18 protein-coding genes and 1 riboswitch are annotated in these 22014 nt (G+C 63.6%); of the genes, 10 read left to right on the top strand and 8 right to left on the bottom strand.

What is annotated here, in order from left to right:
- Positions 1–3: 3 nt before the first annotated feature.
- Positions 4–1410: a cytochrome b gene (locus P73_RS01620; RefSeq protein ID WP_043868175.1), complete on the top strand. Its 1407-nt coding sequence runs from the start codon at positions 4–6 to the stop codon at positions 1408–1410.
- 17 nt (positions 1411–1427) lie between these two features.
- Positions 1428–2246, top strand: coding sequence for a cytochrome c1 (locus P73_RS01625; protein WP_043868176.1), 819 nt, complete (start codon positions 1428–1430; stop codon positions 2244–2246).
- A gap of 45 nt (positions 2247–2291) precedes the next feature.
- On the opposite strand, the gene P73_RS01630 is transcribed toward P73_RS01625, so the two are convergent.
- The 5 genes from P73_RS01630 to P73_RS01650 all read right to left on the bottom strand — a co-directional run bounded on the left by P73_RS01630 (position 2292) and on the right by P73_RS01650 (position 8372).
- The gene (locus P73_RS01630) at positions 2292–2987 is read right to left on the bottom strand and encodes a thiamine ABC transporter ATP-binding protein (protein WP_043868177.1); all 696 of its coding nucleotides are present in this window, start codon (positions 2985–2987) and stop codon (positions 2292–2294) included.
- The gene (locus P73_RS01635) at positions 2980–4524 is read right to left on the bottom strand and encodes an ABC transporter permease family protein (protein ID WP_043868178.1); all 1545 of its coding nucleotides are present in this window, start codon (positions 4522–4524) and stop codon (positions 2980–2982) included. Before P73_RS01635 ends, P73_RS01630 begins: the two co-directional genes overlap by 8 nt.
- Positions 4500–5474 carry a thiamine ABC transporter substrate binding subunit gene (thiB, locus tag P73_RS01640; protein WP_043868179.1) on the bottom strand — a complete coding sequence of 325 codons (975 nt, stop codon included), beginning with the start codon at positions 5472–5474 and terminating at the stop codon, positions 4500–4502. The genes P73_RS01635 and thiB overlap by 25 nt, the downstream gene beginning before the upstream one ends.
- Before the next feature lie 39 nt (positions 5475–5513).
- Positions 5514–5618, bottom strand: a riboswitch (TPP riboswitch).
- 63 nt (positions 5619–5681) lie between these two features.
- Entirely contained in the window at positions 5682–7043 is a 1362-nt protein-coding gene (locus tag P73_RS01645; protein WP_052452984.1) for a dicarboxylate/amino acid:cation symporter, read from the bottom strand.
- A gap of 57 nt (positions 7044–7100) precedes the next feature.
- Positions 7101–8372 carry an IS256 family transposase gene (locus tag P73_RS01650; RefSeq protein ID WP_043868181.1) on the bottom strand — a complete coding sequence of 424 codons (1272 nt, stop codon included), beginning with the start codon at positions 8370–8372 and terminating at the stop codon, positions 7101–7103.
- A 239-nt stretch (positions 8373–8611) separates the two neighbouring features.
- Between P73_RS01650 and aroC the strand changes: the two genes are divergently transcribed.
- The gene (gene aroC / locus P73_RS01655; RefSeq protein ID WP_043868182.1) at positions 8612–9712 is read left to right on the top strand and encodes a chorismate synthase; all 1101 of its coding nucleotides are present in this window, start codon (positions 8612–8614) and stop codon (positions 9710–9712) included.
- Positions 9713–9743: 31 nt separating this feature from the next.
- Here aroC and P73_RS01660 read toward each other — a convergent pair whose 3' ends face one another.
- Positions 9744–10556 (bottom strand): IclR family transcriptional regulator, encoded by an 813-nt coding sequence (locus P73_RS01660; RefSeq protein ID WP_052452985.1) that lies wholly within the window; start codon positions 10554–10556, stop codon positions 9744–9746.
- 181 nt (positions 10557–10737) lie between these two features.
- A complete protein-coding gene (locus P73_RS01665; protein WP_338032880.1) occupies positions 10738–11961 on the bottom strand; it encodes an FAD-dependent monooxygenase in 1224 nt (407 codons plus the stop codon).
- 394 nt (positions 11962–12355) lie between these two features.
- On the opposite strand from P73_RS01665, the gene hmgA reads away from it, so the two are divergent.
- The 3 genes from hmgA (at position 12356) to maiA (ending at position 15472) form a co-directional block, all read left to right on the top strand.
- Complete coding sequence (hmgA, locus tag P73_RS01670) at positions 12356–13699, top strand: homogentisate 1,2-dioxygenase (protein WP_139267206.1); 1344 nt, start codon at positions 12356–12358, stop codon at positions 13697–13699.
- Between the two features lie 157 nt (positions 13700–13856).
- Positions 13857–14846: a fumarylacetoacetate hydrolase family protein gene (locus tag P73_RS01675; protein WP_043868183.1), complete on the top strand. Its 990-nt coding sequence runs from the start codon at positions 13857–13859 to the stop codon at positions 14844–14846.
- Positions 14834–15472, top strand: coding sequence for a maleylacetoacetate isomerase (maiA, locus tag P73_RS01680; protein ID WP_052452986.1), 639 nt, complete (start codon positions 14834–14836; stop codon positions 15470–15472). The genes P73_RS01675 and maiA overlap by 13 nt, the downstream gene beginning before the upstream one ends.
- Positions 15473–15490: 18 nt before the next feature.
- On the opposite strand, the gene P73_RS01685 is transcribed toward maiA, so the two are convergent.
- On the bottom strand, positions 15491–16426 hold the full coding sequence (locus tag P73_RS01685) for a LysR family transcriptional regulator (protein WP_043868184.1): 936 nt from the start codon (positions 16424–16426) through the stop codon (positions 15491–15493).
- On the opposite strand from P73_RS01685, the gene P73_RS01690 reads away from it, so the two are divergent.
- The 4 genes from P73_RS01690 (at position 16373) to P73_RS01705 (ending at position 21953) form a co-directional block, all read left to right on the top strand.
- Entirely contained in the window at positions 16373–17797 is a 1425-nt protein-coding gene (locus P73_RS01690) for a cytochrome P450 (protein WP_202966932.1), read from the top strand. The genes P73_RS01685 and P73_RS01690 overlap by 54 nt on opposite strands.
- Before the next feature lie 79 nt (positions 17798–17876).
- A complete protein-coding gene (locus tag P73_RS01695; protein WP_043868186.1) occupies positions 17877–19271 on the top strand; it encodes an aldehyde dehydrogenase family protein in 1395 nt (464 codons plus the stop codon).
- 14 nt (positions 19272–19285) lie between these two features.
- Entirely contained in the window at positions 19286–20224 is a 939-nt protein-coding gene (locus P73_RS01700) for a PDR/VanB family oxidoreductase (RefSeq protein ID WP_052452987.1), read from the top strand.
- 115 nt (positions 20225–20339) lie between these two features.
- The gene (locus P73_RS01705) at positions 20340–21953 is read left to right on the top strand and encodes a GMC family oxidoreductase (protein ID WP_043868187.1); all 1614 of its coding nucleotides are present in this window, start codon (positions 20340–20342) and stop codon (positions 21951–21953) included.
- Positions 21954–22014 lie beyond the last annotated feature (61 nt).

Here is a 22014-nt window from a genome sequence, read left to right on the forward strand (position 1 = left end):
CTCATGTCTGGTATTCCGCACGACCATTACGAACCGAAGGCGACCTTCACCAAGGGTGTCGAGCGCCGTCTTCCGATCATCGGCCTCCTCTACGACACGCTGATGATCCCCACGCCCAAGAACCTGAACTGGATGTGGATCTGGGGCATCGTCCTTGCCTTCTGCCTCGTCCTCCAGATCGTCACCGGCATCGTCCTGGTGATGCATTACACGCCGCATGTCGACCTCGCCTTCGCCTCGGTCGAGCATATCATGCGTGACGTGAACGGCGGCCACATGCTGCGCTACCTGCACGCCAACGGGGCCTCACTGTTCTTCTTCGCCGTCTATCTGCACATCTTCCGCGGTCTCTACTACGGGTCCTACAAGACCCCGCGGGAGATCACCTGGATCGTCGGCATGATCATCTACCTGCTGATGATGGCCACAGGCTTCATGGGCTACGTGCTGCCCTGGGGTCAGATGTCCTTCTGGGGCGCGACCGTGATCACCGGCCTGTTCGGCGCCATCCCGTTCGTCGGGGAGCCGATCCAGACCTGGCTCCTGGGCGGACCGGCGGTGGACAATGCGACACTCAACCGCTTCTTCTCGCTGCACTACCTGCTGCCCTTCGTGATCGCCGGGCTCGTGATCGTCCATATCTGGGCCTTCCACAACACCGGCAACAACAACCCGACGGGCGTCGAAGTGCGCCGGACCTCGAAAGCCGAGGCGGAGAAGGATACGCTGCCGTTCTGGCCCTATTTCGTGATGAAGGACCTCTTCGCCCTCGGCGTCGTCCTGATCGTCTTCTTCGCCATCGTCGGCTTCATGCCGAACTATCTCGGCCACCCGGACAACTATATCGAGGCAAACCCGCTTTCGACGCCGGCGCATATCGTCCCTGAATGGTACTTCCTGCCGTTCTATGCGATCCTGCGGGCCTTTACCGGCGATGTCTGGCTCGTCCAGATCGTGAGCTTCCTCACCGGCGGGATCGTCGACGCGAAATTCTTCGGTGTGCTGGCCATGTTCGGCGCGATCCTCGCCATGGCCCTTGTGCCCTGGACGGACACCTCTTCCGTGCGGTCCGGCAAGTATCGCCCGATGTTCAAGAATGCCTTCTGGCTTCTGGCGTTCTTCTTCATCGGCCTGACCTGGGCCGGTGCACAAGGCACCGACCTGATCATGTTCGGCGTGCTCGACGGCCATCCGGTGTTCATGCAGAACCTCTCGGGCGCCGATTTCGACAACACCATCGGCATGTCCGCTCCGGGCTTCGCCCTGATCGGCTCCGCCTACTGGTTCGGCTATTTCTTCGTGATCCTCCCGCTTCTGGGCGTGTTCGAGAAGCCGTTGCCGATGCCGGCCACCATCGAAGAAGATTTCCTCGCGCATTACCCGGATGCGGCCAAAGAGCCGGCCGAGTGAGAAAGGACACAGGGACAATGATCAGGAAACTTACCCTCTCCGCCCTCACCGCTCTGGGCCTCTCCGCCACGGCCGCACTGGCCGCGGGCGAAACCGGGCACACCCATGACGTCGATTTCTCCTTCGAGGGTCCGTTCGGGAAATTCGACCAGTTGCAGCTCCAGCGCGGCCTTCAGATCTATACCCAGGTCTGTTCCTCCTGCCACGGCCTGCAATACGTGCCGATCCGCACGCTGGCCGACGAAGGTGGTCCGCACCTTCCCGAGGAGCAGGTGCGCGCCTATGCTGCCCAGTTCCTCGTGGCGGACGAGGCGGCGAACATGCACCTCTACGACTATGACGAGGGTGCCGCGCGGCCGTTGACCGAGAACGATCACTTTCCGGCCAACCAGTCGCAGAACGCGCCCGACCTGTCGCTCATGGCGAAAGCGCGCGCGGGCTTCCACGGACCGGCCGGCACCGGCATCAACCAGTTCCTCCAGGGTATCGGCGGGCCGGAATATATCGTCTCCATCCTCACCGGTTATACCGGCGAAGAGAAAGTCGAAGCGGGCACCACCTATTACGAAAACACCGCCTTCTCGACGGGCTGGATCGCCATGGCACCGCCGCTCTACGGGGATGATGTCGAATTCGCCGATGGTCATTCCACCGAGCTGCATCACGAGGCCGAGGATGTCGCGGCCTTTCTGATGTGGGCGGCCGAACCGAAGATGATGGCGCGCAAGAAGGCCGGCTTCCTTGCCGTCGGCTTCCTCGTCGTGCTGACCTGCCTGCTCTATCTGACGAACAAGAAGCTCTGGGCGCCCCACAAGGGCAAGAAGATCACGCTTTGAGCGGGTGACCGAGAAGAAAGGAAAAGCGCCCCGCGGGGCGCTTTTTCATGTGCCGGTATAGGCGCGGAACCCTTCGGGCGGATCAGCCAGAAGCGCGTCCCAGGGGCGCGGCGGATGACAACGGCCCTGTTCCACCCAGATCACCTGATCCGCAAAGGCCTCTACATCCGGGATGTCATGGGTGACCATCAGCATGGTCGCGCCGAGCCGGTCGCCGACCTGCCGTGCCAGGTCCACCATCTCCCGCCGCATCGCCGGTCCGAGCGCGGAGAACGGTTCGTCGAGCAGCACGAGCGGTTTTTCCTGCACCAGCACGCGGGCGAGGGCGACCCGGCTTTGCTGTCCTCCGGACAATTCCGCAGGCCGGCGCGTCTCCAGCCCGGTGAGGCCGACCGCGCCGAGCGCCACCGAGACGCGGGTGCGGTCGGCGGGGGACAGTTTCAGGTCCGGTCGGATGCCGAGCCCGACATTCTGCGCCGCACTCATGTGGCCGAACAGGTTGTTGTCCTGGAACAGGTGCGAAATCGGCCGCGCGAACGGGGGTTTCGAGCCGAAGTCTGTACCGTTCCAGACGACCTTCCCCCGATCCGGCGTCTCGAAGCCGCCGATCACGGAGAGGAGGGTCGATTTTCCCGCCCCCGACGGGCCGAGCACCGCCACCCGCGCCTGTTCGGGAATTCCGAAGTCGGCGGTGAGGATGAAATCTCCCTGGGTGAGGCTCACATCCTTCAGTTCAAGCACGGCGTCTCCCCCAGAGATCGAAGATATAGAACAGCGCGAGGCTCAGCCCCAGGAGCAGCAATGCGGCCCCCATCGCCTGATCCATCCGATAGGAGCCCATGAGGCGGTAGATCTGCAAGGGCAGCGTCGCGGAGTCGGGTCGGGCGAAAAGCGTGATCACGCCGAGGTCGCCCATCGACAGGGCGGCGGCGAGCCCCGCCGAAAAGCCGAGCGGCGCGCCGAGCCGCGGCAGGAGCACGAAGCGCAGCCGCGTCCGGCCGGTCATGCCGAGGCTGTCGGCGAGCCGGCCATAGTCGCGTTCCGCCGTTGCGAGTGCCGGGCCGAGGGCGCGAAGGATGAAGGGCAGCGACATGGCCGCGTTGACGAGTGCGGTGATCAGCAGCGCCCAGTTCGCCGGATCGGTCACGGCAAAGAGCATGATGTAGAGCCCCGTGCCCATCACCAGCGGCGACGCGGCGATGGCGGTCATGCCGACACCCTCGAGCCAGCGCCAGCGCAGGGCGGAGAGGGCGAGCGTCAGGGACAGCACGATCGCGAGCGCGGCCGAGCCGAGCGCGGTCAGCAGCGAGCGCAGTGCCGCCTCCCAGACGGGGGCGGGCAGATCCGCGAGCCCGGTCGCGCCCCGCAGGGCGATGGCGACGAGCGGGGCAAGCAGGAACAGGCTCACCAGCGCCATCCAGAAGGCATCGGCGCTGCGTGTCCCGATCCCGGCGGCATCGAATCTCTGCACGGTACGGTCGAGGCCGACCTGACCGATCTGCGGTACGCCGAAGCGCAGGGAAACGAGCGCGGCGGCCACGCAGATCAGCACCTGGATGAGGGCGAGGAGCGAGGCCTTTCCGAGATTGAAGTCGTAGCGGAAAGCTTCGTAGATGGCGAGCTCGACCGTCGTCGCCCGCGGGCCGCCGCCGAACGTCAGCGCCACCGCGAAGGAGGTCGTGCAGATGAGGAAGATCACCGTGAGCGCCCCCGGTACGATCTCCCGCAGCATCGGGATCTCGATGTGACGGAACAGGTCGCGGGGTCCGAATTGAAGCGCCGCGGCGAGGCGGAACCGCTCTGCCGGGATCGTCCCCCAGCCCTGAAGCAGGAGCCGCGTCGCGAGCGGCAGGTTGAAGAAGACGTGGGCGAGCACCACGCCGTGAAAGCCGTAGATCGAGATCGGCTCGAATCCCGCCCAGCCGAGCAGGACGGAGACGGCACCGCTCCGTCCGAAGACGGCAGTCAGCCCGAGGATCGCCACGATGGTCGGCAGGATGAAGGGCGCGCCGAGCAGCGTGACGAGCAGCGTCCGGCCCCGGAACCGGCGGCGCGCGAGTGCCCGTGCCGCCGGGATCGCGAAGCCTACAGAAAGCGCTGCAGACAGGGCCGCCTGCACCAGCGTGAAGCGGACCGCGAGCCAGTCGAAGCGGTTGAGGGCGGAGAAGCTCTCCGCCCGCAATGCGACCGCCGCCAATGTGCCGAGGCTCAGGAGCGCGACCAGCGCCGCCGCGATCAGTCCCGGCCAGAGGCTTATTGCGAAAACGCGGCGCGCCATTCTTCGATGGCCTCATCGCGAAGCGCCGCGGCCTCGTCCTCGTTCAGGAAGATCGCCTTTTCCGGATAGTTCAGCTGCGAGAACGCCTCCGGCCACTGATCCTCGGGCAGCGCTGCGGGATAGGACCAGTTTGCGGTCGGAATGATCTCCTGGAAGGTGGGTGAGAGGATGAAGGCCATGAACCGGTCGGCCAGCTCCGGCTGATCCGTGTTGCCGAGCTTCGCGGCGGTTTCCACGAGGAAATAATGCCCCTCCTCGAAAAGTGCGGCCGATTTCGTCTCGTCCTCCTCGGCGATGATGTGATAGGCGGGCGAGGTCGTGTAGGAAAGAACCATGTCCACCTCCCCGTCGGTAAAGAGCCCGTAGGCCTCGGACCAGCCGCGCGTCACCGTCGTCACCTTGGGCGCCAGTTTCGCCCAGGCGTCTTCCGCCTCGTCGCCGAAGACTTCCTTGCCCCAGAGCACCATCGCGAGGCCGGAAATCGAAGTTCTCGGATCCTGGATGGCGATGGTCCAGTCTTCCTCCGAATTCACCAGTTCATGAAAGGACTGCGGCGGGTTCTCGATCTTCGTGTTGTCGTAGACGAAGGCGGTATAGGACCAGTTGAACGGCACGAAGATGTCGTCGTCCCAGTCGATCGGCAACGTCAGCGGCGACAGGTCCAGCCCGTGCGGGCCGAAGAGCCCCGTCTCGCGCGCCTGTTTCATCACGTCGGAATTGAAACCGATTGCGACATCCGCCCGTGTCCGCTCGCCCTCGAGCAGGATGCGGGGCAACAGATCGCCGGTGACATATTCGAGCTCACAGCCGCATTCCGCCTCGAACGCGTCCCGGATCGCGGGACCGGGTCCCCATTCGGAGGCGAAGTAATCGGGGGCATAGACGGTCAGGGTCTCCGCCTGTGCTGCGGAGGCGGCGAGGGTCGCCGCAAGGATCAATCCGGGTTTCATGGCTCGCTCCATCGGAAATGGGCGAAGAAAAAGGCAGCTTCTCAGGGCTGAAACCTTCCCTCCGCCGGTGTTAGCCGGTTCAGGTTCAACGGGTTCGCTTCGCGCATCTCAGCCGGCCGGAACCGGGCACCCCGAGGTGGCCCCGACGCTAGTCATCCGCCGCGCCGAGCGCAAGGCCCTCCCGTCGCCGGACGGATGCGGCAGGGATCAATGCTTGTGCGCGGCGATCGCGAGTTCCTTCTCCGCCTCCGCGTCGATATGGATGTCCTGATCGGCAAGGAGGCCCGCTTCTGGATCGTTGAACAGCGCGAGATCGACCTTGCCCTCGCCCTTCGCCACGATGGTGGTCACCACCGCGTCGCCGGTGATGTTCACCGCGGTGCGGATCATGTCCATGAGCCGGTCGACGCCGAGGATGAGCGCGATCCCCTCGATCGGGAGCCCTACCTGCCCGAGCACCATGGTCAGCATGACGAGGCCGACCCCCGGCACGCCGGCCGTGCCGATAGAGGCGAGGACCGACATGGCGATTACGGTGAGATAGCCTGTCAGGCCGAGGTCGATGCCATAGACATTCGCGAGGAAGACGGTCGCCACCCCCTGCATGATGGCGGTGCCGTCCATGTTGATCGTCGCACCGAAGGGCACGCAGAAGGAGGCGACGGAGTTGTCCACCCCCATCCGCTCTGTCACCGACCGAAGGGTGATCGGGATCGTCGCATTCGAGGAGGCGGTGGAGAAGGCGAAGATCTGCGCCGGCCGGATCTTTGCCATGAAGGTGAAGGGATTGAGGCCGGTCATCAGCTTCAGCATCAGCATCAGCGTGACGAAGAGATGCAGGAACAGCGCACCGGTCAGGGTGGCGACATAGGCCAGGACCGGCAGGAAGAGCTCGATCCCCTGCTCCGTGAAGGTCTTCGCGATCAGGCAGAAGACGCCGACGGGTGCGAAGGCCATGACGATCGTCACGATCTTCATCATCACCTCGTTGAGGTATTCGCATCCCTCGACAAAGGGTTTCGAGCGCCCGCCGAGCATCAGCACCGCAATACCCAGAAGAATGGTGTAGAAGATGATCTGGAGCATTTCCCCGCTGGCGAAGGCCGCGACCGGATTTGCGGGCACGATGGCGGCGAAGACCTGCCAGACGCGCGGCGCCTCGCGGCCCTCGACCCCGGTCGTGTCGATGCCGGTCATGTCGAAGCCCGAGCCCGGTCCGACGAGCAATGCGATGAGGATCGCGATGGCGATCGCGAGCGCCGTGGTCATGAGGTAGAGGCCGAAGCTCTTGCCGCCGACACGGCCGAGGAGCCGTATGTCTCCTATCCCCGTCACCCCCGTGAGCAGGGAGAAGAAGACGAGCGGAACGACAAGCATCTTGAGCGCGTTGACGAACATCGTGCCGACCATGCCGAACAGCCCGGCGACGATATGCGTGTTGATGAAGGTGCTGTCGATCCGGTTGAAGACGACACCGAGCACCACGCCCGCAGCCATCCCGATCATGATCCTGGCGGTGAGGGACATCCTTCCCCCCTGCCCGCCGGAGCCGTGAGCCGTGTCTGTCATGTCTGATCCCCTGTTGGTTTATGTGGAGCTATGCTTGAATTTGGGTGACGCGCATCATCAGGCGGCGCGGTTTTCGGTATCGTTTGTGTGTTCGATACCGTCTGTGAACTTGATTCCTTCGATAACCTTTGGCAACTGATTTCTGCCCTTGAGGCGCAGCCATTTTTTCGATGCTGCCTGAATGAGGGTGAAGACCATCAGTTTTGCGGTCTTTTGTGACAGCGCCCCTTTGGTCCTCACCGTTCGGTGCCGAACAGTGGCGAACACGCTTTCAATCGGGTTCGAGGTGCGCAGATGGCCCCAATGCTCAGCTGGGAAGTCGAAGAATGCAAGCATCGCCTCTTCGTCCTTTGTCAGGCAGGCAACACCTTTTGGGTATTTGACGCCATACTTTTCGGAGAAAACTGCCAACGCAGCATCGGCTTCTGCGCGCGTTCCGGCGTGCTGGATGTCGTCCAGATCTGACTTGACCGCCAGGGCCATCTGCTTGGGAAAACAGTTCTGGACGTTCTTTACCTTATGCACCCAACACCGTTGGTGCTTTGTGCCTGGAAACGTTTTGTCCAGTGCGTTCCAGAACCCCATGGCTCCATCCCCAACCGCAATTTCCGGTGCGACGGACAGCCCGCGGCCTTTGATGTCGGTCAGCAACTCATGCCAGCTCTGCGCGCTCTCCCGCAGGCCGACCTGAAAGCCGATCAGCTCTTTCTTGCCCTCCGGTGTCGCGCCGATGATCACCAGCATGCATTCGGCATTTTCCTCCATCCGCGCCTGAAGATAGACGCCGTCCGCCCAGATGTAGACATAGTGGCGGGCAGACAGATCCCGCCGTGCCCAGGCATCATATTGAACCTGCCATCCGGCAGTCAGACGCGAGATGACGCTTGGCGAGAGGTTGGGTGCATCCGGCCCCATGATGGCCGACAGCGCGTCCTGGAAATCGCCCGTCGATATGCCCTTCAGATAAAGAACAGGCAGCAGCGCGTCCAAGCTGATCGAGCGGCGCGCCCATTTCGGCAGAATGTTCGAGGTAAAGCGGATTTTTTCTGCCCCATCACAGGACGCCATCCGGTCGCGCACCTTGGGCCGCTGGACATCCAGAGCACCGATCCCCGTCTGAATCTTCCGTTCAGGGCCAAATCCATGCCGCACAATCCGCTGGCGGCCATCCTCCAAGTGCTCAGCGGCAAAACTGGCGACAAACGCATCAGCTTCGGCTTTCAGCGCCTCCGCCAGCATCCGGCGCGCACCTTCCCGTGCAATTTCTGTCAATGGATCCGCTATCGATTCCGATTGGCGAAAGGGCAGGATCGTTGTATCGTTCTTCATAGGCGTATTGCTCCTCGTGAGGTTCTGGCCGGCTTCAACACCCGCCACAATACGCCGCACTTCAAATCACACCATCACCCAAATTCCCGCATAGCTCGTTTATGTGTCCTCAACTGCTCCATGGATCGGAAAGTTTCTGGACCGTCCGGAGGCGGCTCCGGCCTGACGGTGCCTGTCCTGCCGCGATTGCCCAGCGAGGCGACTTCGGCTAAAGCGGGGGAAACCCGAGGGAGCCGCCCATGAGCATGAACACATTCGGCCGTCTTTTCCGCTTCACCACCTGGGGGGAGAGCCACGGTCCCGCGCTCGGCGCGACGGTGGACGGGTGCCCGCCGGGCGTTGCGGTCAGTGAGGAGATGCTCCAGGTCTGGCTCGACAAGCGCAAGCCCGGCACATCGAAATTCACCACCCAGCGGCGGGAGGCCGATCAGGTCGAGATCCTGTCGGGCACGTTCGAGGGCAGGACGACGGGTACGCCGATCCAGCTCATGATCCGGAACACCGACCAGAGGTCGAAGGATTACGGCGACATCGCGGAGAAGTTCCGGCCCGGCCATGCCGATATCACCTATTGGCAGAAATACGGCATCCGCGACTATCGCGGCGGCGGGCGGTCCTCGGCGCGCGAGACCGCCGCGCGAGTGGCTGCGGGTGGCATTGCGCGGGCGGTCCTGGCCGACCTGGTGCCCGCTCTGGAGATCCGGGGCTACATGACCCAAATCGGGCCGCACGGGATCGAAGGGCAGCGCGACATGACGGAGATCGACAACAACCCCTTCTGGGTGCCCTCCGCCGCGACTGCCGACAAATGGGCGGAATATCTGGGCGGGATCCGCAAGGCGGGGTCATCCGTCGGTGCGGTGATCGAACTCGTCGCGCGGAACGTTCCGGCGGGTCTCGGAGCGCCGATCTATGCCAAGCTCGACACCGATCTTGCCGCGGCGATGATGTCGATCAACGCCGTGAAAGGCGTCGAGATCGGCGAGGGCATGAATGCCGCCTCTCTGACCGGCGAGGAAAACGCCGACGAGATGCACATGGGGCCGGAGGGTCCCGAGTATGCCTCGAACCATGCCGGCGGCATCCTCGGCGGGATCTCTACCGGGCAGGATCTCGTCGTGCGTTTTGCGGTGAAGCCGACCTCCTCGATCCTCACGCCGCGCAGGACCGTGACGAAATCCGGCGAGGACGCGGACCTGATCACGAAGGGGCGGCACGATCCCTGCGTCGGGATCCGCGCGGTGCCGGTGGGCGAGGCGATGATGGCCTGCGTGATCCTCGACCATCTGCTGCTCCATCGCGGACAGGTCGGTGAGGGGCTGCGCGGAAAGATCGGCTGAGGCCCGGTCGTTTTTCGGTCGGGCCCGCGGATCAGTCCTTTTCTCCGGCAGGCAGAGGCCGCCGCGACTCCGGGTCCGGATAGCCAAGCTGAGACGAGATCGCGGCGGCAGCGCGTTTGGTGGCGTCGATGAAGTCCGCCTCTTCCTGCTCGTTGTCGAAATGCAGGCTGGAGCCCAGCACGGAGAGGGCCCCCGCGAGATCACCGGTCGCGTCGAAGATCGGGACCGACAGGGCGGCGTAGCCTTCGTTCAACTGGTTGCGGGAAAGCGCATAGCCCCTTTCACGGATTGCAGCCAGTTCCGTGGCGATGGAGGAGAGGCTCCTGGATTTCGGCCCCACCCAGATCAGCCCGGATTTTTCCAGTTTCAGGATTGGTTCGACCTCGGATTTCGGCAGATAGGCGCAAAAGATGTTTCCCGTCGGCGACGAGGTGATCGGAAGGCCGAACCCGACCCTGACATTCAGCGGGCTGTGTTCGCGCCCCTCGAATTTCTGCACGATCGTGGGTCCGCGATTGCCCCAGATGGACAGGAAGACAGACAGGCCGGTGGCGTCTCGCAGGCCGAGCATGATCTCGCGCGAAACCGAAACGATATCGCTTTGCCGCAGGGCGGAGAGCCCGAGCTGAACGGCGAAGGGGCCGAGCGAATAATGTCCGGTAGCCGAGTCCTGCACGATGATGCCTTCGCGCAGGAAACTGACGAGATAGAACCGAACTTTGCTCGGAGGCATTGCGCTGGCCGCGGCGAGATCCTTGAGCGCCATGGCGGAGGAGGCGTTGGCGAGCGATCTGAGGATGTGGCACCCGATTTCTATCGACTGGATGCCGCGGCTCTCGCTCATGTCCTTGTCTTGTCGGGTCAATCGCATCACGCTCCTGCTGAGGTCGGCGCCCGTGTCACGACCGACCGGCGCGGAGTCCATGGCAATTCATAGAACCTCCCGCGACCGGGCGCAAATTCGAAGCCATCCTGCTCGGTAGCGACAAGCAGGCGCCCTCGCGAGGACGGGCCGGCCAATTTCTTCAGGCGGTTTCGCGGCTTTCCGCGAGCGGAACGGTGATGGCGTCGAATTCGAACAGCCAGTCGTAGCGCTGGCGCACCCTTTCGGGTGCCCATTGTTCGTCGAGATACCGGATCGCCCTGTCGTGATCCGCCAGCAGCGGGTTGTGGAACCGTTTCGCATTCTCGGCCGAACCGTCGACGATCGCGGTGCAGCGGTCGATGCGGGTCGCGACGAACCGCCTGAAGGCCAGTTCGGGATCCTCCGGTGTCGTGTCGAGGCAGCGGGCGACGATATATCCGTCTTCGAGTGCCATGATCGAACCGTGCGCCAGAAAGGGCAATGTGGGATGCGCGGCATCGCCCAGGAGGGTCAACCGGCCCTTGCACCAGTTCGAGAGCGGCTTGCGGCTGACCAGTGCCCATTTGAAGGGTTGGTCCACAGCCCGGATCAGGTCGTGGATACTGCTGTTCCATCCGGCGAAATCCGCGAGACATTCCTCATGGGTGCCCTTGGTCGACCAGGATTCCGTGGTCCAGTCGGGGCGCTCGACGATGCCGGCGAAATTCATGAGTTCGCCCCGGCGCAGCGCGTAGCTGACGACATGTCCGCCGGGTCCGACCCAGTTCGTGCCCGCGTGGGTCCGGAGGTCTTCCGGCAGATCCTCCATCCGCGCGATCCCGCGCCAGGACATCATGCCGGTGAATTCGGGTTTCGGGGAGGCGAAGGCCTGGCCGCGCAGGATGGAATGGACACCGTCGGCGCATATGACCGCATCGCCGGTGGCGGTGGAGCCGTCCTCGAACTGCAAGCTGACGTGCTGGCCGTCGTCCGAGTAGGAGATACATTTCCGGCCCGGATGCACACAGTCGGGATCCGCCTCCAGAACCGCGTCGAGCAGCACCCGATGCAGGTCGCCGCGATGCACGAACCAGTAGGGCGCGCCGAACCGTTCCCGAGAATCCGCGCCCAGGTCGAAAAGTTTCCGGCGTTCGCCGGTGTTCCACAGCCGCACCTCCTTGGAATCCGCCTCGCAGACGACGGCTTCCATGGCATCTTCCAGACCCAGCTCAATCAGGATGCGGCTGCCGTCCGGCGCGATCTGCAACCCGGCGCCGACCTCTCCCAGAACCGGGGCCTGCTCGTACACCTCCACGGGAAATCCGCGTCGCAGGAGGGACAGGGCTGCGGTGAGACCGCCAATCCCGGCGCCTGAAATGAGAATCTTGGGCTTTTTCGGCATCATTCATGTCCTTCCGGCTGGAACTCCGGGGCGGCACGCGAAGCTGTTCAGCGGCGCGGCGGCTTTGGATTTTGGTGATAATATTGTATATAATGATATAATATCAAATCAAGGGGGAGATTTTTCGCCTCCAGAAGTCTATCGGGACGGCAACACGCTCCATCTCGGTTTTCCGAAGCGGCTCAGCCCCTTCGCGGTCATTAAATAATATAACTTTACTGTTGCTAGTGTTGTATATAGGTTTTCCATGGGCAAGCTGAATCGCGCTCTTCCGAACCAAGGATCGGGGACTCGTTGCGATGCCTTTGCGCGTCCCTCCCGCAGGGATTTCGGCGGTTCAGAGGAGGGTCGACCGCGTCAGGTCAGGCTTGCGCGATATTTGAGAGAGGAGGTCTTCATGAAGACGGAAGAACATCTGATCAGGGGCGGGCGCATGGAGCATGCCAGCCCCGACTACGGATATATTCCCGGCTTCGGGAACACGCACAGCACCGAGGCGGAGGCCGGAGCGCTCCCCATCGGACGGAATTCGCCGCAGAAACCGCCTCTCGGGCTCTATGCAGAACAGCTTTCGGGCACGGCCTTTACGGCGCCGCGCGCGGACAACAAGAGATCGTGGCTCTACCGGATCCTTCCCTCGGTCAAGCACGGCACGGGATTCGAGGAAGTCGATGCGGGAATGCTCCGCACCGCGCCCTGTCGTGAAAGCACGCTGCCCTCGATGCAGCTTCGCTGGCAGCCGGTCGAGCTACCTTCGGGAGAGGATGTCGACTTCCTGAGCGGGTTGAGAACGATGACAACCTGCGGAAATGCCGCAATCGGCGAGGGGATCGCGACGCATGCCTATGTTGCGAATGCCTCCATGGGACGGCGGTATTTCCACAATGCCGACGGGGAAATGCTGATCGTTCCGCAGGAAAACAGCATCAAATTGCTTACGGAATTCGGGATCATCATCGCCTCTCCCGGAGAAATCGTCGTGATGCCGAAAGGTGTGAAATTCCGCGTCGATCTCGTCGAGGGCCCCATTCGCGGCTATGTCTGTGAAAATTACGGGGTGGCCATGACCCTGCCGGAACGCGGTCCGATCGGTGCGAACTGCCTCGCGAACGCACGCGACTTCCTGTATCCGGTCGCGGCCTACGAGGATTTCGAAGGCGACTGCGAGCTTTACCTGAAGGCGCAGGGCCGCCTGTTCCGCACGAGGCTGAGGCAATCCCCGCTCGATGTGGTCGGGTGGCACGGTAACTATGCGCCCTACAAATACGACCTGCGCCGGTTCAGCCCGGTGGGGGCGACGCTGTTCGACCATCCCGACCCGTCAATCTACACGGTCCTGACCTCTCCGTCGCCGGTCCACGGGACTGCGAACGTCGATTTCGTGATCTTCCCGGAGCGCTGGCTGGTCATGGAGGACAGTTTCCGCCCGCCGTGGTACCACATGAACGTCATGTCCGAATTCATGGGCCTGATCTATGGGGTCTATGATGCGAAACCCGGTGGTTTCGTTCCGGGCGGCATGTCGCTGCACAACTCGTTGATCGCGCACGGGCCGGATACGGATGCGTTCGCGAAGGCGTCGACCAAATCGCTCGAGCCGGAAAAACTGTCAGGCACCATGGCCTTCATGTTCGAGACGCGCTTCGTGCAGGATCCGACGGCCTATGCCTCCAACCTCGAGAGGGTGGACACCTCCTATCCCGATTGCTGGGACGGGCTGAAACGCAACTTCAGGGTCTGAACGCCGTCGCCGGATCGCTGAAGGCGGCGTTCCGGCGGCCTTCACCCGATGCGCCTGTTCGCTCCCCCGGAGCGCACATATCCGCGGGCATCTTCCGCTGGTGCCCCGCATCCATGACCGCGGCCGGGACAGGGCTGCGAACGAGTACGGAGAAGACATGAAACTGGCCTCATTGAAAAGCGGGCGCGACGGAGAACTCGTCATTGTTTCGCGCGACCTGAGCAGGGCCGCGAAAGTGCCCCATATCGCACCGACGCTCCAGGCTGCGCTGGATGATTGGGACAGGCTGGAGAGCCGGCTTCAGGATGTCTACGACGCTCTGAATGCGGGAACCGCCGAAGGCGCGTTCACGCTCGCACTCGAGGATCTCGCCGCGCCGCTTCCGCGTGCCTATCAGTATCTGGACGGAGCCTGTTACGTCTGCCACATCCGCCGCAACCGCGAGGCGCGCGGGGATACGCTGCCCGACGACATCCTCGACGCGCCGCTGATCTATCAGGGCATATCGCACGGCTACGGCGCCTGGAACGACCCTATCGTCCAGAATCCCGCCGACATGATCGATTTCGAGGCGGAGATCGCCGCGATCACCGGCGACGTGCCGCGCGGCGTGTCCGCCGATGAGGCGCCGCGGTACATCCGGCTGTTCTGTCTTTTGCAGGATACCTCCCTGCGCCGCATCGTGGCGCCCGAACTGAAGCGGACCTTCGGCTTCCTGACCTCGAAGCCGGAAAGTTTCCTCGGGCCCCTCGCGGTGACGCCGGACGAGCTGGGCGATCTCTGGGACGGGAAGATGGTTTCCGGGACGATGAAGGTCACGCTGCGCGGCAAACAGATCGGCAATATCGAGACCGGCATCGACAGCCCCTTCCACTACGGGCAGGCTATCGCCCATGTGGCCAAGACACGCAACTTCCCCGCCGGCACGATCATCGGCCTCGGCACCGTGTCCAACGAGGCGGCGGATACCGATTGGTCCATCGGCGCCGGCTGCATCGGCGAGTATCGCGCGATGGAGACGATCCAGACCGGCAGCGCCAAACTGGCCTTCATGCAGCCGGGCGACCGGGTGCGGATCGAGCTTTTCGACCGGGAGGGCAAGTCCGTCATGGGTGCGATCGACCAGGAGGTGACATGGCCGGCATGATGCGGCTTCACCATTTCGCTCATTCGAGCGCCAGCTATCGCGTCAGGATCGCGTTGGCGCTCAAGGGGCTGGCGGTCGACTATGTGACGGTGGACATGCTGGCCCGCGAACAGCAGGGCGCGGACTACGCCGCGCTCAACCCGCAGCGCCTGGTTCCCTGCCTCGAGCTCGAAGACGGTCGGGTCATCGCGCAGTCGCTGGCCATCATCGCCTATCTCGAAACGCTGCGCCCCGCGCCGGCGCTCTGGCCGGATGATCCGGTCGAGAAGGCGCAGGTCGAGGCGCAATGCCTGATGATCGCCGCGGACACCTCGCCGGTCCAGGCACGCATCGTCCAGAGATATCTCGAGGAGGACTGTGGGTTGCCCGACGCCGCCATCCACGGCTGGCTGACCCACTGGATCCGCCGAGGCCTCGCGCCGGTGGAGGATTTCGTCCGGAAATCACCGCATGAATTCGCCGCCGCCGACACCCCCGGCATGCTGGACCTGATGATCGTCCCGCAGTTGCGGAATGCGGAGCGGTTCGGGATCGATGTGTCGGACTTCACGGCGCTGGCGGGGCTGGCTGGACGATGCCTGCGGCTGCCCGCCTTTCAGGCCGCCCATCCGGACAACTGGAGCTGAAATGGCGCGCCGGTGATCTCAGCCGGTGCCGGACTGAGGCTCGCTGAACGTGTCGACGACGAATTCCCGCAGCCACCTGTTGCGGGGATCGTTGTCGAACCGCTTGCTCCAATAGGCCGATATTTCGGTGAAGGGCAGTTCGAACCCGTCAAAGGCGAGCGGCAAGGCACGCACAGTGTTGAACTGGCGAAAATACCGCCCGACCGCCACCGGCACGATGGCGATCAACTCGGATTTCTGCACGACGGACATGACGCTGAGCGCATGCGGCACGGTCAGCACCACGTTGCGCCGCAACTGGTTGGCGCGCACGAAACGGTCGAAAAGCTCTTCCGAGAGGTTTGCGAAGGAGGCCTTCATCTGCGGCTCGCTCTGGAACTGATCCAGCGTCAGGGCATCGCCGGTGATGCGTGGATGCCGGGATGAGACCAGCGCCATGAAGCCGCGGCGGTAAAGCGGAGTCGAGTTCAGCGCCGCCCGCTTCAGGTCGGGATAGGGGCCGATGGCCAGATCCACCTCACCGCGATCCAGCGCGGTCGGAATTTCAGGGGCCGACAGTGACATCGTTTGCAACTGGCTGTGCGGTGCCGCGTCGCGCAGCCAGTTGACGATGACGGGCAACAGCACCAGCTCCGATACGTCGTTCATGCAAAGCGTATAGCAGGTGTCGAGCGCCGCCGGAGAGAAAGGCAGTTCCGCTGAAAGCTCCTGCTGGAGGAAGGCCTCGATATGGCGGATCTTTCCGGCAAGGGCGGTGGCTTTCGGCGTCGGGGTCATCCCCGTCGCGGTGCGTACGAAAAGCGGGTCGCTGAAGATGTCGCGCAGCTGCCGAAGCGTATGGCTGATTGCCGGCTGGCTCAGATGGAGCTGTTGCGCGGCCATCGTCAGGGAGCCGGTGCGGTGGATCGCGTCGAGCGTGTAGAGCAGGCGGATATCGAGGTTGCGCAGGTCCATGGCACCATCTTATTAGTTTCATCTATACTCACAATTATCATAATTCATTTGACTAATGAAGTCACGCAGAGCGAGAATTCCCTACGAAACATGCCGCAGGGAGGAGCGCTCATGGATCAGCAGACCACCAGCAATGCGATCGCGGACCCGAAGACCTACGGGGACCCGAGCAAAATGTATGCGCTGTTCGAACGGCTGCGCCGGGAGGAGCCGGTGCGGTGGTGCGAACCCGAGGGATATCGTCCGTTCTGGGCCATCGCCCGCCATGCCGAAATCATGGAGATCGAGCGGCAGCCCGACCTTTTCATCAGTGCGCCGCGCACGGCCTTGCGGACCTTTGCGCAGGAGGAAAACATCCGCAAGATGACGGGATCCTATCAGATGGTGCGCACATTGCTCCAGATGGATCCGCCGGACCACCGGAAATATCGCGCCCTCAGCCAGGCATGGTTCATGCCCGGCAAGCTGCGGTCGCTGGAACCCGCGATGAAGCGGCTCGCCGGCGAATTCATAGACCGGATGGAAAGCCTGGACGGCAATTGCGATTTCGCGAAGGATATCGCCAGCCTTTATCCGCTGCGCGCGATCCTGCAAATCCTCGGGGTTCCGCCGGAAGACGAACCGATGGTTCTCAAGCTGACGCAGCAGTTTTTTGCCGGGACTGATCCGTCGACCTTTGACGAGGACAACGAGGAGACCGACATCACCTCGGCGGCGGCGCAGCTTTTCCCCTATTTCAACGAAAAGGTGGCCGAGCGCCGTAAGGAACCGAAGAACGACTTGTTCACCCTGCTGGCCGACGCCGAGGTGGACGGGCAGCCGATCAGCGATTTCGAGCGCAATTCCTATTTCTTCATCGTCGCCGTGGCCGGGCACGACACCACCAGCCTGACGATGGCGAGTTTCATGCACGCGCTTGTCGAACATCCCGATCAGTTGCGGCGTTTGCAGGAAAACCCTGCCCTGCTGGAGGACGCGATCAACGAGGCGGTGCGCTGGGCTTCGCCGGTCTTTCACTTCATGCGAACGGCGACAGCGGATTACGAGATCGGCGGCAAGACGATCCGCAAGGACGATTCGATCATGTTGCTCTATCCGTCCGCGAACCGCGATGAAAGCGTGTTCGAGGCGCCGGAGGAGTTCCGTATCGACCGCCAGCCGAACCGGCACGTGGGTTTCGGTTACGGTCCCCATCTTTGCCTTGGCCAGCATTTTGCCAAGCTGGAGCTGCGGATGTTCTTCGGTCAGCTCCTGCCGAGGCTGAGGGAGGTCAGCCTCGACGGCGAGCCGCAATGGCTCGAAACGAACTTTGTCGGCGGCCTGAAGACGCTGCCCATCAGCTATCGCCTGAACACACCGGAACTGGTCTGACCGAACGGGTCGGGCGTGCGGCGGCTTCGCCATGCGCCCGACCCCACGACAGCCCCACGTTTCTGACGGAGAGACTTGCATGACTTATTCGCTGTTGATCGGCGGCAACCTCGTTGCCGGCGCACGAAGCCTGCCGGTGATCAATCCGGCGACGGGCGAGGCATTCGACCACGCGCCGCTGGCTTCGCGCGCCCAGCTCGATCACGCCGTGGCGGCCGCGGAGCACGCCTTTGCCGGTTGGGCCGCCACCCCGGTCGCCGAACGCAAGGCGCGACTGACCGCGATCGCCGAGGCCATTACCGCCAACGCCGCGCCTTTGGCCGAGCTGTTGACCCGCGAACAGGGCAAGCCGCTCGCGCAGGCCAGACGCGAACTCGGCGCCATGGCGGGATTCTTCCGCTATGTGACCACGCTCGACCTCCCGGAAAAGCGCTACACCGATGCAGACGGCCGCGACCTGTCCGTCCAGCGCCGGCCGCTCGGCGTGGTGGCGACGATCATCCCGTGGAACTTCCCGCTGATGACCATCGCTTTCAAGGTCCCGTTCGCCCTTCTGGCGGGCAATACCGTCCTCATCAAGCCGTCCCCGACGACGCCGCTCTCGACGTTGAAATTCGGCGAGATCATCGCGGATCTTGTGCCGCCCGGCGTCGTCAACATCGTCACCGACGATAACGATCTGGGCGATGCGATCAGCAGCCATCCCGGCATCCGCAAGGTCTCTTTCACCGGCTCGACCGCCACCGGGCGCAAGGTCATGGCCTCGGCCGCCGGAACGCTCAAGCGTCTCACGCTGGAGCTCGGCGGCAACGATGCCGCCATCGTGCTCGACGATGTGGATGTGGAGGCTGTCGTGCCGGCGCTGTTCCGGGCCGCCTTTCTCAATTCGGGGCAGGTCTGTCTGGCGGTGAAGCGCCTCTATGTTCAGGAGGGCGCCTATGACCGGATCACGTCGGGCCTCGCCCGGCTGGCGGAGGCGGCGAAGGTCGGCGACGGTCTGGAGGAAGATGTCGATTTCGGGCCGGTCCAGAACCGGATGCAGTTCGAGAAGCTGAAAGACCTGCTGAACGAAGCCCGCGGGCAGGGGACGATCCTTGCCGGCGGCCGGCTCGGCAACGGACCGGGGTACTTCATTCCGCCGACCATCGTCGGGGATATGCGTGAAGGCTGCCGTCTCGTGGACGAGGAACAGTTCGGGCCCATCCTGCCGGTGATCCGTTTCGCGGACCCGGAGGAGGTGTTGGCGAGGTCGGGCCAGACCGATTTCGGGCTCGGTGCCTCCGTCTGGTCCGGTGATGCCGCGCGCGCACGGACGCTGGCCGAGAGGATCGAGGCAGGAACGGTCTGGATCAACAAACATGCTGATCTGGCACCGCACATTCCCTTCGGCGGCGCGAAGCAATCCGGGATCGGGGTCGAATTCGGCGAGGAAGGTCTGGTCGAATTCACCCAGATCCGCGTCATCAGTGCCTGAGAGGAGGAGCGACGATGGAGATCCATGACTTCCGCATCGCGCGTTCGGCACCCATTGCCGAGGATACGCGCGCCATAAGGCTTGAGCCGGTGGATGGCACTTCCGAACTGGCCTTTGCACCGGGGGACCACGTCCGGCTCGTCCTGCCCTCGGGAGAGGAGCGCGCTTATTCCCTGGTGAATGCACCTGCCGATCTCGAAGGATATGAGATTGCCGTTCAGGTCTGTCCCGATGGCACCGGCGGCTCAAGGGAGCTTTGCAGCCTGGCGGCGGGGACGGCGGTCGGGGTGCATACACCCCGCAATGCCTTCCGGCTTCACGACGGGCCGGGGGTGTCGGTTCTGGTCGCCGGAGGCATCGGCATCACGCCGATCTGGTGCATGGCGCAGTCTCTGGCCCGCGAGGGCCGGCCCTGGAGATTGTATTACGCGGCCAGGCGTGCCGAACGCGCTCCCTTTCTGGCCGAGGTCAGGGCATTGGCCGCCGATTGCGGCGCCGAGGTGGAAATCGCGTTCTCCGATCAGGGGGAGCGGCTCGACCTGACCCGGATCGTCGGGGGCATCGGGCCGAAGGATCATCTCTATTGCTGCGGCCCCGACACTTTGCTGGACGATTTCCGGGCCGCGACCTTCATGGTGTCGGATCGCGCCCATACCGAAAGTTTCGCCGTCGCGGAGGCGGCGGAAGGCGGCTTCGAGGTGGAACTCGCGCAGTCCGGTCTCGTCCTGACGGTCCCCGAAGGCTACACGATCCTCGAGACCGTGCTGGAGCAGGGGATTCTCGTGGAATATTCCTGCATGGGCGGCACCTGCGGCAGCTGTGCGACGCGGGTTCTGGAGGGGACACCGGATCATCGTGACAGCTATCTCTCCGAGGAGGAGAAGGCGGCTGGCGACAAGATGCTGATTTGCTGCTCCGGCAGCCTGACGCCCCGGCTGGTGCTGGATCTGTGACAATTCCAGGCGCAGCCAATTTCACTGACTATCCAATGAAAATACAAAGTATGCTTTAAAGTTGCGGAAGATCGAGGTCACTCGGCGCGACAGCATGTGTGGGGAGGCACATGGCATGATGCAAGATCAGCGACAGCAATACGACTATATCGTTATCGGCGCGGGGTCGAGCGGATCGGTGGTGGCAGGGCGGCTCAGCGAGGAGTCGTCGAAAACGGTCTGTCTGATCGAGGCAGGGCCGGATGCCGGTCGGCCGCTGATCGCCATGCCGCTCGGGGTGATGTGGCTGATGAAGTCCGAGCGGCTGAACTGGCGATATTTCTCCACGCCACAGGAGGGTATGGCGGGGCGACGGATCTTCATGCCGCGTGGCAAGGTCCTCGGGGGGACCTCGGCCCTGAACGGTATGTGCTACATGCGCGGCCATCCCGACGATTACCGCGACTGGGCGGCTGCCGGCTGTACCGGCTGGGATTGGGAGGATGTGCTGCCGGTCTTTCGCAAGTCCGAACGCAATACCCGGCCCGATGCGGATCCCGACTGGCATGGCAAGGACGGTCAGCTGTGGGTGTCCGACATCCGCGAGACGAATCCGGCGTGCGACGTCTTCCTTCGGGCGGGCGATACGCTCGGAATGCCACGCAACACCGATTTCAATTCCGGTGAGATGGAGGGGCTGGGCTTCTTCCAGGTCACGCAGAAGAAAGGTCTGCGCTGTTCCAGCAGCAACGCCTTCATCGATCCGGTCCGGTCGCGTCCCAACCTGACGGTCATGACAGAGGCCAGCGTGCGGCGCATCCGGGTGGCGGAGGGCAGGGCGGAGGCGGTCGAGATCTCCACGCCGCAGGGCGACATGACCCTGATCGCACGACGGGAGATCGTGCTTTGCGCCGGGGCCATCGGCTCGCCGGAGATCCTGTTGCGCTCCGGGATAGGGCCGGCCGGGGAGCTGAAACAGGCGGGAATCGAGCCGGTCCTGGATTTGCGGGGAGTTGGGCGGAACCTGCATGACCATGTGGATGCCCGGATCATCGCCCGCACCCGCCACCGGGCGCCCTACGGCATTTCGGTGCCGGCCCTGCCGCGGCTTGCCTGGGACACGCTGCGCTTCCTGACGGTGCGCAAGGGATTGTTCAATTCGAATGTCGTTGAAGCAGGCGGGTTCTGGCGCAGCGATCCTTCGCTGGACCGGCCGGATATCCAGTTCAATTTCGTGCCGGGCCTGAAGAGCCATCGCGGCAAGATGGTGGAATGGGGGCACGGCATCGCGCTCCATGCCTCCGTCATGCGCCCCAAGAGCCGTGGCAGCGTGACCCTCGATCCCGACAATCCCTCCGGTCCGCCCCGGATCGACCCGGCGCTGCTGCGCGAGCAGGAGGACGCCGACACGATCGTGCGCGGGTTGAAGCGCGCCCGCGAGATCCTGCGTTCCAGTCCTTTCGAACATTATGGCGTTCAGGAAGTCGTCCCCGGAGACGGCAGGGAGAGCGATGCGGATCTGGAGGCCTTCGCCCGCGAACAGGGCAGCACGATCTATCATCCGGTCGGCACCTGCGCCATGGGCGTCGGGCCGGATGCGGTGGTCTCTCCGCGACTGAAACTGCACGGGATCGAGGGGCTTCGCGTGGCCGATGCCTCGATCATGCCCTCGATCATGGGCGGCAACACCAATGCACCGGCGATCATGATCGGGGAAAAGGCCGCAAGCATGATCATGGAGGATGTATGAATCCCGCCTGCGGTCTCGATCCGTATGTGCTCGAGGAGCGGGTTCCGGGTGGCATGAGCCC

It is taken from the genome of Celeribacter indicus (assembly GCF_000819565.1).
Classification (GTDB): domain Bacteria; phylum Pseudomonadota; class Alphaproteobacteria; order Rhodobacterales; family Rhodobacteraceae; genus Celeribacter; species Celeribacter indicus.